This window comes from Clostridium sp. FP1, assembly GCF_011065975.2.
Taxonomy (GTDB): Bacteria; Bacillota; Clostridia; order Clostridiales; family Clostridiaceae; genus Clostridium_AD; species Clostridium_AD tagluense.
This window is the reverse complement of sequence record NZ_JAAMNJ020000001.1, coordinates 1800893-1813408: the sequence shown is the minus strand read 5'-3', so window position 1 is coordinate 1813408 and position 12516 is coordinate 1800893. Positions and strand designations below refer to the sequence as shown.

The 12516-nt window shown below is 29.5% G+C and carries 9 protein-coding genes; 7 read left to right on the top strand and 2 right to left on the bottom strand.

What is annotated here, in order from left to right:
• Window positions 1-53: 53 nt before the first annotated feature.
• Window positions 54-761 (top strand): tetratricopeptide repeat protein, encoded by a 708-nt coding sequence (locus tag G9F70_RS08785; RefSeq protein WP_164944872.1) that lies wholly within the window; start codon window positions 54-56, stop codon window positions 759-761.
• A gap of 53 nt (window positions 762-814) precedes the next feature.
• On the opposite strand, the gene G9F70_RS08780 is transcribed toward G9F70_RS08785, so the two are convergent.
• Window positions 815-4066: a DEAD/DEAH box helicase gene (locus G9F70_RS08780; RefSeq protein WP_164944873.1), complete on the bottom strand. Its 3252-nt coding sequence runs from the start codon at window positions 4064-4066 to the stop codon at window positions 815-817.
• A gap of 242 nt (window positions 4067-4308) precedes the next feature.
• Between G9F70_RS08780 and G9F70_RS08775 the strand changes: the two genes are divergently transcribed.
• Genes G9F70_RS08775 through G9F70_RS08760 form a run of 4 tightly spaced genes read left to right on the top strand, consistent with a single transcriptional unit; the run spans window position 4309 to window position 8218 of the window.
• Window positions 4309-5085, top strand: coding sequence for a GDSL-type esterase/lipase family protein (locus tag G9F70_RS08775; protein ID WP_164944874.1), 777 nt, complete (start codon window positions 4309-4311; stop codon window positions 5083-5085).
• Window positions 5086-5110: 25 nt separating this feature from the next.
• Window positions 5111-5596 carry a DUF4358 domain-containing protein gene (locus G9F70_RS08770; protein WP_164944875.1) on the top strand — a complete coding sequence of 162 codons (486 nt, stop codon included), beginning with the start codon at window positions 5111-5113 and terminating at the stop codon, window positions 5594-5596.
• Between the two features lie 29 nt (window positions 5597-5625).
• Window positions 5626-7032 (top strand): MBOAT family O-acyltransferase, encoded by a 1407-nt coding sequence (locus tag G9F70_RS08765; RefSeq protein WP_164944876.1) that lies wholly within the window; start codon window positions 5626-5628, stop codon window positions 7030-7032.
• 22 nt (window positions 7033-7054) lie between these two features.
• Complete coding sequence (locus G9F70_RS08760) at window positions 7055-8218, top strand: DHHW family protein (RefSeq protein ID WP_164944877.1); 1164 nt, start codon at window positions 7055-7057, stop codon at window positions 8216-8218.
• A 140-nt stretch (window positions 8219-8358) separates the two neighbouring features.
• Here the strand turns inward: G9F70_RS08760 and G9F70_RS08755 are convergent, their stop codons facing one another.
• Window positions 8359-11406 (bottom strand): insulinase family protein, encoded by a 3048-nt coding sequence (locus G9F70_RS08755; protein ID WP_164944878.1) that lies wholly within the window; start codon window positions 11404-11406, stop codon window positions 8359-8361.
• A gap of 330 nt (window positions 11407-11736) precedes the next feature.
• Between G9F70_RS08755 and G9F70_RS08750 the strand changes: the two genes are divergently transcribed.
• Both G9F70_RS08750 and G9F70_RS08745 read left to right on the top strand, forming a co-directional pair.
• Window positions 11737-11997: a DUF4160 domain-containing protein gene (locus G9F70_RS08750; RefSeq protein ID WP_164944879.1), complete on the top strand. Its 261-nt coding sequence runs from the start codon at window positions 11737-11739 to the stop codon at window positions 11995-11997.
• A gap of 13 nt (window positions 11998-12010) precedes the next feature.
• Window positions 12011-12337, top strand: coding sequence for a DUF2442 domain-containing protein (locus G9F70_RS08745; RefSeq protein WP_164944880.1), 327 nt, complete (start codon window positions 12011-12013; stop codon window positions 12335-12337).
• Window positions 12338-12516 lie beyond the last annotated feature (179 nt).

Sequence of the window (12516 nt, the reverse complement as noted above, 5' to 3'; positions counted from 1 at the left end):
TTATTTTGTGTCAATAATTGTAATGTATGAACATACATGAAAGGAATAGGTTAATGAAAAATAATATTAATTTAAACAATAATGATACTCTAGCTCGCGAATATATAGAAAGAGGCAAAGGTTTTTTTAATGATGGAGAAATTGAAAAAGCCTTTAAAGACTTTGATAAAGCCATTTTTTTAAATAATGGATATGCACAGGCCTATCTTGTGAAAGGTCAAGCTCATATTGATATGTATGAAGCCTGCGAAGCAGAAAAATGCATAAAAAAGTACCTAAAACTAGTTCCTGGTGATGCAAAAGGTTATTGGAAGTTAATTGACATACATGATTTAACTGGTGACTTTGATAAATGCGTTTACTATTGTGAAAAGCTTCTTGAGGAGGATGCTTTAAATATAAATATACATTTTAAAAAAGCAGAGTTCTTAGCTCTTCTTAATGATTTTAGAGAGGCTTTAGAATGCTTTGAAACCTGCCTAAACCTGTGTCCTACTTTTTATGAGGCACTATGTGGTAAAGCTAATATGCTACTAACACTTCGCAATAAAAAAGAAGCTCTTGAAATATATAATGAAGCAATTAAAATTCATATAAGTAAAAGTGCTGCCTACTTTGGAAAGTCTGAAGTATATATGGCTATGGGAAATAACATAATGGCCTTACGCTTTGCAGAAATAGCCTGTGAAATAGAACCTGATAATGAATGGTATAAATGTCATTATACTGTATTAAAAAACATGACTATAGATGTTAAATAGCCAAATGCTCCCACTTATAAAGTGGGAGCATTTTATAAATGCATTATGCATGATTATTCCTTCATTTCAAACAATCCAAATATCTCTTCCTCGCTTAAGGCTGAAAAGCCTTCACCGCTTCCCATTTCATCTCCCATAAGAGAGGATATAAGTTTTTTCTTCTCTTCTTGAAGTGACAAAATCTTTTCCTCTATGCTGCCCTTAGCTATAATCTTCACAACTTCCACCACATGCTTTTGACCTATTCTATGAGCTCTATCTGTTGCCTGCTCTTCCACTGCGGGGTTCCACCAAGGGTCAAAATGAACTACTACATCTGCTGAAGTTAAATTCAGACCTGTGCCACCAGCCTTTAAGCTTATTAAAAATACAGAGTTTTCACCTTCATTAAAAGATTTCACCAAATTCATTCTTTTCTCTGAAGGAACTGATCCATCCAAGTAACTAAAGGATATTTTCTCAGATGTAAGTCTCTTTTGTATATTTTTAAGGACAGAAGTAAATTGAGAAAAAACAAGGACCCTGTGCCCCTCCTCTATACTCTTATGAAGAAGTTCCACTAGTGCTTCTATCTTTGCGCTACCACCATTATAATCATTCATGAGCACTGTAGGATCTAGGCATAATTGTCTTAGCTTTGTTATATAAGAAAGTATCTCTATTTTACTGCTTTTAAACTCGTCACTCTTTACTTTATTTTCAATAATCTCCATGGCATGGTTTGCATAGGTTTTATAAACTTTCTTTTGCTCCTCCTCAAAGCTCACTATTAGTGCTTTTTCTATTTTATCAGGTAATTCCTTTAAAACATCTTTTTTTCTCCGCCTTAGAATAAAAGGTTTTATAAGCCTATTTAAATCCTCTAATATTTCAGGACTTTCCTTAAGTTTTTTATGATATCTTACACTAAATCTCTTTTCATCATATAGGTATCCTGGCATTATAAAATCGAATATAGACCATAAATCCATAAGAGAATTTTCTATTGGTGTACCAGACAGAGCAAATCTTGCCTTTGCCACTATCTCTTTCACGGCTATTGCATTTTGAGAGTTTGGATTTTTTATGTTTTGTGCTTCATCTAATATGCAATAGTCAAACTCTAATAGCTTGTAGCTTTCGCAGTCTCTCTTCAATAGATTGTAAGTAGTTATAATAACATCATACTTTTCTATATTATTTATTATTTCATCTCTTTCTTCTTTTATACCATTGGCCGCAGTTACCCTTAACCTAGGTGCAAATTTTTCAAACTCACTTATCCAGTTATATATTAAGGAAGTAGGTGCTACAATTAAAGTCTTGCTTCCCTCACTGGCTAATATAAAAGTAATAGCTTGAATGGTTTTACCAAGACCCATTTCATCTCCTAAAATTCCACCAAACCCTAAATAATCTAAAGTTTTAAACCAATTGTATCCTACTTTTTGATACTCTCTCAATTTACCCTTTAAATCTATGGGCTCTTTAAAATTCAATTTTTCTACATTCTTAAGCTTATCCTTTATTTCTTTTAACTCTTTTTTTCCTTTTATATATCTAATTTTATTTTCCTCTAAATAACTATCTAGAAAAACACCCTTACTTTTTGATATTTCAATACGATTATTTTCAATATGATCCGGAGTCATAACATCTAAAAGCTTTAAGAATTTATTAAGCTCCAGTTCCTCCAGATCAAGGTACTCACCACTTTTTAGCTTGTAGTATTTAAGGTTATTTCTAAAGGCCCTTAATATATTTATACTTTCCTCTGGCTTAATATCTCCTACTTTGAAATCCATTTCAAAATAATTATATTTTCCACTTTTAATATCCCCACTAATCCCGGACTTCCCTAAAGATTTTATCCCTTTAAAGTTTTCAGAGTAATACACGTCTCCTATTTCTTGAAGTTTTTCTACATCACTTTTAAAAAATTTGAATATATAGTCCTCGCCCTTTGTGAAATAAAACTTATCCTTTATTTCTTGAAATCCAAAGGCTTTTAAAATTGAAGTAGTCTGAGCTTCTTTTTTTGAATCTCTATATATTATTTTCTCACTGCAATCCTCAAAAATATTAAACTCAAAAGTTCCGTATTTCACCTTTAATGTAAGGGTAACATCTTTTCCTTCTTGATTAAAGTAGAAATTAAACCCACACTTACTCATCACTATCTTGTCTTTGATGGACTTAGATAGTGTAACATGAGGTGATAAAAGATTAAGATCTGGAACAAGTCGTCTTAATATATTCTCCTCCTCAAGGCTTGTCATAGTTACCACCCTGGCCTCATTAAAAACTTGGAGGTAAGGATTTATCTTATAACAAAACTCATAATCTGGAAGATATATATTGCTTCCATACAAAAAAACATCGTTTTTAGAACCTAAAGCCACAGGCATTCCATTCAAAGATTTAAGCACATAATTGTTTTTTATTAGTTTCAAATCAAAATCTAGGGCTGGCGCTTCATATAAAATCTCTGTGTCTACAGGCCTTGAAAAAAAGCCTTCATTTAAATAAACCCTATGCTTAGTTATAATTTCAAAAAATTCCCGTGTTAAAAATTTAGGAATATTTATGTTTTTCCCATCTATATAACGATCTTCACTTCTGTGAGCGGTCCTTTGGGAGGCCTCCATACTCTTTAACATTTCAATAAAATCCACAAGCCTTTTATCTTTTGTGCTCAATCTTTGATCTGACCTATTAAAAGTGAAATTTTTACTATAGTTTATAGGAATATTATTATCATAGGCTAATAAAAAGTGATTGATATCCTTTAAAATGTAAAGATTATTAGACGTCATAGAGTTTAATCCTATTTTAAACTCTGCTTTAAGGCTGCTAGTCCACTGATTTTTATTTATGTAAACCTCTATTTTAGTTTCATCCTTATGTTTTTCATCCCCTAAAAGCATAGCTAATACATTGCTATTATTTTTAAATATAGGAAGGCACACCACATCCTCTTCTTTTAAAAGCGGATTACTGGCTAAATCCTCCACTGCACTATAAAAGGTAGCCACTAAATGCTTACAACAATAATTTTCTTTTTTAAACTCATTATTTTCAAAATCAGAGCAACTACAGGAGGTAGTAAAAATACTTTTTCTCTCTGTATCCATCTCAATTTTCGTGTGATATTCGTTAAAAAGTTTCTCTGAAATCACATTTCCTTCTATGCATATTAATTTATCTTCATTTGTAATATCAACAGAAGAAACCAAATCATTATTAAGAACCCTTTGCCCGCTGGCATGATTTTTACCACTAGTTCCTTCATTAAATATTTGTAATATCATATCTTCTTTCAACATATTTTCTCCCTAGTTCTTTAGAATTTCTAATCCTTTTATTATATCACAAGTAAGAAATATTAAAAACTTGCATAGAAAATTTATTAACAATTAGAAAATTTATTAACAATTAGAAAATTTATTAACAATTAGAAAATTAACTATTTTGTAATCATTACGTTTCAAAAATAGTATATACTATGGATGAGAATAAAACAGTATTATAAATGTTTTTGTAGAATTATGTTGAACGAGGTAATTATATGACAAGTAATAGAAAGAAAAATAAAATAAAAATCATACCTAAATTAATTCTTTTAACTGTATTAATATTATGTTATTTTTCAGTAAAATCCTTTTTAAAATATACAAAGGGAAAGGAATTACTAGAAAAAAATTATATTGTTTTGCAAAAGTTAGAGCAGGTAAATATTGCTGATGTTGAGAAAAAAATAACCCAAAACCATAAATTAAACCATGCAAAGAGTGATATTAATTTAACAAAAACAAGCAATAAAATTTACTTTGAAAAATCTGTTTTTATGGGAGATTCAATAACTGAAGGCTTAGACTTTTATAATATAGTAAATAAATCTTCTGTTTTAGCTAAAAAAGGACAAAATGTTGTAACTGCAAAGGAGGAAGTAAGTAAATTATCTAGCATTAATCCCAAAAGAATATTTATACTTTATGGCATGAACGACTTAAGTTTGTTTGAAAACCCCGATGATTTTAAAAATAACTATATTAAACTTATAGAAGATATAAAACAAACATTTCCTAGTGCTGAAATATACCTTCAATCTTTAACGCCTGTACAAGCTAAAGTACAGAATAAGAATGAAAATTTTTCACAAAGTAGAATAGATAAATTTGTGGAAAAAGTAATTGAAGTTTCTAAGGAAGAAAATGTGCACTACATAGATATACGATCTGTTGCTCGTGGTATAGAAGATGTATACGAACCAGATGGTATGCATTTTACTATGAAATTTTATGGATTATGGTTAGATTATTTAAGAAGTCAATTAGAGAATTAATATTAATTATATAAGGATGATAAATATGAAGATACAAATAAAAATACCAAATAAAATATGGATTTTATGTTTAGTTCCTTTTATAGGCGCAATGTTTCAAGGCTGTGCTCTCATCCAAACCAAAAACCCTGAAATAGCTGCGATAATAGCGAATGTTCAGAAGGTTTCAGATTTATCATCAATGGAAAAAGGTAATAAAACTAAGCTTAGAAGGCTTTATTCTATAAGCACTACAGGATTAGAGGATTTTGCATTGTATGCACCAAAGAGCAATATGGAAGCAAACGAACTACTTATATTAAAGGTTAAAAATCAAGATGATATAGATGATTTACTAGAAAATATTGAAAGCAGAATTGAGAAACAATCTAGCAGCTTCAAAGATTATAGTCCAGATCAATACGAACTTTTGGAAAATCATAATTTAGAGGTGAAAGGAAAATATATAATATTAAATGTATCAAAAGATGTAGATAAAATAACAACCGCCGTTAATGAAAGCTTCAAATAAAATGGCGACATGAATCGGAGTGGCTATAATTGGTTTTTAGTAGTTTAATATTTATTTTTATATTTTTACCACTTACTCTTACAGTATATTATTTTTCCCCAAAGAAAATAAGAAATTTCACTCTTTTAGTTGTAAGCCTTATATTTTATGGCTGGGGAGAGCCCGTATACATAAGCCTTATGGTTTTTAGTATAATATTTGATTATATAAGTACTTTGCTTATAAGTAAATATAGAAAACGTAAAAAGCTTTCAAGGCTAATATTTATAAATACACTGGTTGTTAATTTAGGAATATTAGCTTTTTTTAAATATTTTAGTTTCTTAGTAGATAATATGAATGCATTATTCGGATTAGATATATTAATCCAAAAACTTCCTTTACCAGTTGGAATATCATTTTATACATTCCAGATTATATCCTATGTAGTAGATGTGTATTTAAATAAAGTAAAGGTTCAAAAGAACATTATAGATTTCGGGGCATATGTAACTATGTTTCCACAGCTAGTTGCAGGCCCAATAGTACAATACAGCGATATATTCATCCAATTAAAAAATAGGAAAGAAAATATTAATCAATTTTCAGAAGGTATAGAGAGATTTATACTAGGTCTTGGAAAGAAAGTATTAATTGCTAATAACATAGGGATGATTTGGACAATTATAAAATCTATGGAAATCTCAAGTATATCAGTTATATCCTCTTGGCTTGGAATAGTAGCCTTTACACTTCAAATTTATTTTGATTTTAGTGGATATTCTGATATGGCAATAGGACTCGGAAAAATGTTTGGTTTTGAATTTATTGAAAACTTTAACTATCCCTACATATCAAGAAGTGTAACTGAATTTTGGAGAAGATGGCACATATCCCTGGGAAGTTGGTTTAGAGAATACCTTTATATTCCTTTAGGTGGTAACAGGGTTCTATTGATAAAGCAGCTGCGAAACTTATTTATAGTATGGTTTGCAACGGGATTATGGCATGGTGCAAGTTGGAATTTTATATTTTGGGGACTATATTTCGGATTTTTTATATTTTCCGAAAAAATCCTTCTAGGAAAGCTTTTAGAAAAACTTCCAAGGTGCATTTCAAATTTATATACCATGATAATTGTTATAGTAGGATGGGTATTCTTCGATATGAATAAATTAAGTGATGCACTAAGTTATATAAAAGTAATGTTTGGACTTAGCGGAAATGCCTTTAGCGATAATACAGCTATATATTATTTTTACACAAACTTCATTATATTTGCAGTAGCAGTACTTTGCGCAACCCCAGTTATGTACAATTTTGATAAAAAGATTAAAAGTCGCTTTAATGCAAGAGGTGCCATAGTAATGGCTTTCAATCGTATTTTCATACTATTTTTATCTACGGCATACCTTGTAAACCAAAGCTTTAATCCATTCTTATACTTTAGATTTTAGATAAGAAAAGGTGATAATAAATATGGAATTTAATTCTAATAGAAAAAAATATAATAGGATATATATAAAATCCCTTACTTTAATATTTTTATCATTTATATTTAGTGTAATGATATTAAATATTATAGTTCCCAGCAAAGATTTTTCCGAGGAGGAGAATAGAAAGCTTAAGAATAAGCCTAAATTTACGATAAATAATTTGTTACATAACAGATTTACTTCAAAGTATGAAAAGTACATCTCAGATCAATTTATACTTAGAAACTTTTGGATAAATGTAAAATCAAGAACAGAGATACTTACTGGAAAAAAAGAAAATAATGATGTATATTTAGCGGATGATAGCTATTTAATAGCTAAGTTCAATAAGCCATCCAAAGAGGATCTTGCTGGAAAACTAAAAGCTATAAATACTTTCAGTCATGACAACAAAGAATTATCTAAGTATATTATGTTAGTTCCGAACAAAGTAGAAGTTTTAAAAGATAAATTACCTGCCTTTGCTCCAGTAGAGAATCAACTACAGTATATAAATAAATTTTATTCTGGATTAGATAAAGATATAAAATCAATAAATGTTTTTGATACATTAAATAAAAATAAGGACAAATACATATATTATAAAACTGACCACCATTGGACAACATACGGAGCATATTATGCATACTTAGAATTTTGCAAAAGTTCCGGAATAACACCAAAAGATATAAGTGATTATGATATTACTGAGGTTAATAACAAATTTTACGGAACACTTTACTCAAGAGCTGGAGTTAAAAATGTAGATAGTGACATAATTAATGTATATTTACCAAAAACTCACGAAGATATATTAGTAAATTACATTGATGAGAAAAAAAAGAGTGCCAGTTTATTTAATTCTAGCAGTTTAAATACCAAAGATAAGTACTCTGTATTTCTAGGTGGAAATCATCCTATTATAAAGACAAGCACTATGAACCTTAATAATAAGCATCTTTTAGTCATAAAGGATTCTTATGCCAACTGTTTTATACCCTTTTTAACTTCTCACTTTAGTGAAATAATAGTTGTTGATTTAAGATATTATTCAGATGATGTAAGTACTTTAATAAAAGACTATAATATCACAGATGTTTTAATGCTTTATAATACAAATACATTTTTTGAAGATGAATCAATACTTAATATTAGTAACTATGAATAATGGAATCTTCTGCAATCAATATTATAGATAAGATGTATTTCACTTTCCGCTGTTGAGGCAAAAAAAAGTCCAGTAGAATTCTATTGGACTTTTTTTTGCCTTCTAAGCCATATTTAATTACAACAACACTCTAGTAAATTTTACTTTTTATGGTTTTTAATAGGTACTATAATCCTATCAAATAAATTACTATTTTCATTTATTTTAGTTTCGCTACCAACAACACAGTGTAAATTTTGTTTTATTACGGCCTCTAATACATCTGCAAAGTTTTTTATGTCCTCCTGGGTAGTAGATAATGCCTCATCACGTAACTTTTGAATATCTTCCTTAGTAGTGCCTGAAAAATACATATTATCCCCTATTGCGCCTTTATCATAAGGTCCCGTTAACCCGTCCATACTTCCTATTGTTCCTATAATATAATTAGTCATTTCCTTCTCATCCGCTTTAAAGTTTCTTAAATATTTTACAGCTTCATCAAAGGTATTTAAGGTTTCCTTTAAATTGGGATCACGATAGGAATAGAATAATACATCTTCCTTTGTAAAATTCATAGCTCCACCATAGGCACCACCTTTTACTCTAAGTTCCTTCCATAAATAATCACTATTTAAAATATTTTCAATAACCTTCATCTTTCCATTATATTTGTATCCTGCACTTTTAAGACTTCCAGCCTTAACCACATATTGTACTTGAGACGAAATTACAAAAGCCTCATTCTTTTTTGAAAAATCAAATTTGTATTCTTGCCTTGGAAATTTTTTATCCTCAATTTTTTTTCCGAAAGAATTAAGACTGTCAGTAAATTTAGCATAATTTTTTTCATCACCAGTATAACTTACCACTAATCCCTCTTTGTTAAATACAATATTCCGAACACTATTTAAATTTTTTACCATTTTTTCAAATTTAGCATCAAAGTTATCATCTAAATCACAAATAAAATCATAGTAAGGTAAATAACCCAAGTCACTATACTTTCCACTATCTGATAAATAAGATAATGTACGTACCATTGCTAGGCTGTTACCCCCATTCACAAACATAGATTCATAATTGGTTCTTACCATTTTAATTAAATCCTTCATTCGCTTCTTATCATCAAATTTACTATGATTCATTATTTCATCTAAAAGTTCGTAGGCTTTTGGTAATGTACTATTCATAGCATTTACTGAAACACTCATTTTAGGCGCATATCCATTGGTATTAGTATCATTTTTAAATGCTGTTGAATTAAAACTAATTCCTCCAGTATCCTTCATCATTTTATTTGAAAGCTGCATAATGTCATATTTTTCAGTGCTTACATTTCCTAAAACATTAGCAAGTAATTTCAAATATAATATTTGGTCTTGAGGCACCTTTGAACTATCAAAATATATATTAGAATAAATAATGCCATCAGTAAACATAGGATGACTTAATACTTTTATATTTCCCTCTAATTTTTCTATTGTTGGGATTTCTTCTGCTTTTGAATTCAAGTCCTTTCGAGAAAGCGTTGGTAACTTTGATGAATTCTCTTTTGAATCCTCTGTGTCCTGCCACTTTTTCAATTCCTGGGTGTCTTTTTTAATCTTAGCTAACTCAATTTCTGATAGTGATGCTTTATATTCTGCAAGTTTATTTTTTAGAGATTGTTCTTTTTTTTCATTTAATCCATTAGAAGGTTTTAATACAACTAATGACTTATGTTTGTTGTCTAATAAATATTTTTGAATTAATTTTTCAAAATACCCCTGAGATATTTTAGATTTTATTAAATTAAGTGCTGGAGTTATCTCCAAATATTCCGTAGGACTCATATCATAGTTCCAGGAATTCATAGCATTAGCCATATAATTCATGCCTCTATTCGCATCTGAATTTTGGGTATGCAACCCAAATTCTACAGCAGTAAATACCGAATTTACTAATTCTTCATCAAAACCGTCTTTCACTATCTTTTTTAAAGTATCATCAATAATATTTTCAAATTTATATTTATCTGTTTCATTTGCATTACTTGCAAATATACTAAAAATTGGTTGCTGCGTTGATGGATTAAAACTTCCATAAATATTGGTTCCAATACCATTATCTACTAATGCTTTCTTTAAAGGTGAAGCTTCAGCATTCAAAAGAATCCCTTGCAAAATCTGAAACCCTAAAACTTCTTCTACACCTTTTACCTTATTCATCATATAATTAGATGATAGGTAAGTCATATTTTTGATATCTGCATCTTTAGCTACTGGATATAGTTCTGTTTTTTCAACCTTTCTTTCATAAGGCTTCTGTAATTTAATTACACTATCTACAGTTGTTTTTTTGAGTTTACTTAAATAATTATCATCCATAAATTTCAAAGTATTTTCAATATCTAATTTTCCATATAAATATATAGAACTATTTGATGGAACATAGTATTTTTTATAGGTTTCTATAAATTTATTGTATGTTAGATCAGGAATATTATCTGGGTTACCACCAGATTCATAACTATATGAATTATCAGTAAAAAGTGATCCATTAATAGCATTTGATAGTATTACCTGAGGCGACGAATAATTACCTTTCATTTCGTTGTATACTATTCCATTATAATTTAGCTCATCTGTTTTGCTATTAACTTCATAATGCCAACCTTCTTGTTTAAGTATTCTAGGATCTTTAGTTATATTAGGATAGAACACTGCATCCAAATACACACTCATCAAATTATTGAAATCCTTTTCATTCTTACTTGCCACTGGATACATTGTAAAATCTGTGCCCGTAAGAGCATTTATATATGTATTCAATGATTGCTTAGCCATAGTTAAAAATGGATCTTTAACAGGATATTTCTCTGAGCCACATAAAACTGAGTGTTCAATAATGTGATTAACACCAGTATTATCATTCACTGGTGTGCGGAAATTTATTGAGAACACCTTATTTTCATCCTCATTCTGCAAATAAATAAGCTTTGCTCCGCTTTTAACATGCTTGAATATCATGGCCGTAGCTTGTATATCCTCAATCCATTTTTTAGATTCCAGCTTAAACCCTGATGTGCTTTTGCCTATTTCTAAGCCTTGCTTAACGCTTATATCAGTTACGGATTTAGCTTGTGCACGAGGTGCAACACCATTGAAGCTATTGATCAGTAATCCAGCTGTCAATAATATAGAAGTTATTTTCGTGAACTTTTTCATTTTGTTCCCCCCTCTAATATAAAATTTTTCATAACACTATTGTTTTTCTCTTATAATTAGTATGTTTCATTTTTAATATTCAATACATTGCTATTATATTACTAGCAAATAATTTTATACTCCAATAAGTGAAATCAACCCATCAACCAAAATTTCTCCCCAGACCAGATTGTGAAAGTACGTTTTTAAAAACTTCAGAATGTTTTAATCCTAAGTAAGCTACCATAAAAAAACAGTGGAAAATTGTTTGTAACTTTTAAAAAGTAGTGTAGAACCTATTACAATTTGCTATAATATAATAAATAGTAAATTTAAAAGGAGTGAATTTCATTGCCAGAAATTAGCATATTTTTCGGAATAAGAATTACTATCAACTATAATGAACATACACCACCGCATTTTCATGCTGAGTATAATGGTGATAAAGCTTTAATTGATATAATAAATATAAAGGTGATTAAAGGGATGCTTCCTAAAAGACAACTGAAGTTGGTATTGGCATGGGCAGAAATACATAAAGATGATTTAATGCAAAATTGGGAATTATCACGTGCACATCAAACATTAAACAAGATAAAACCTTTAGCATAAGGAGTGTGAGTTTATGGATTATTTTCCAGAAGTGATACAAGTAATACCAACAAATGAATATAAAGTATATGTTTATTTTGATGATGGTTTAATTAAGCTATTCGATGCATCAGAATTAGTTGATAAAGGTATTTTCCAACAAATTAAAGATAAAGATACATTCGTTAATAAATGTACTGTTTTGAATGGTACATTGTGCTGGGATATAAATGGAAACTATGATGAAACAGAATGTTTAGATATTGACCCATTTGAATTATATAATTGTGATGAGGTTGAAGAACCTATTGATTTATTTGAATCATTTAAACATATAAATTTGCAAGGTACAGTATTCTAGTCACCGCCTAGTATTTAGTAAGTAGCGTGGCGAAAAAGGTGCATTTGTTGAGTAGAAGAAAAGAAAGTCCGAGTGAAAACAGGAACTTAGTAAATCAAGAGAACAAAAAAAATAGACGATAGCCGTGAGTTGAGCTACCAAATTCACAAAAACAGTTTGGTAGCTTTTTATTCTTCTGG

Bases quoted from the DNA above. Each gene is read 5' to 3' on its own strand.
- G9F70_RS08755 (WP_164944878.1), bottom strand. From the start codon at position 11,406: ATGAAAAAGTTCACGAAAATAACTTCTATATTATTGACAGCTGGATTA.
- G9F70_RS08745 (WP_164944880.1), top strand. From the start codon at position 12,011: ATGGATTATTTTCCAGAAGTGATACAAGTAATACCAACAAATGAATAT.
- G9F70_RS08785 (WP_164944872.1), top strand. From the start codon at position 54: ATGAAAAATAATATTAATTTAAACAATAATGATACTCTAGCTCGCGAA.
- G9F70_RS08770 (WP_164944875.1), top strand. From the start codon at position 5,111: ATGAAGATACAAATAAAAATACCAAATAAAATATGGATTTTATGTTTA.
- G9F70_RS08780 (WP_164944873.1), bottom strand. From the start codon at position 4,066: ATGTTGAAAGAAGATATGATATTACAAATATTTAATGAAGGAACTAGT.
- G9F70_RS08760 (WP_164944877.1), top strand. From the start codon at position 7,055: ATGGAATTTAATTCTAATAGAAAAAAATATAATAGGATATATATAAAA.
- G9F70_RS08775 (WP_164944874.1), top strand. From the start codon at position 4,309: ATGACAAGTAATAGAAAGAAAAATAAAATAAAAATCATACCTAAATTA.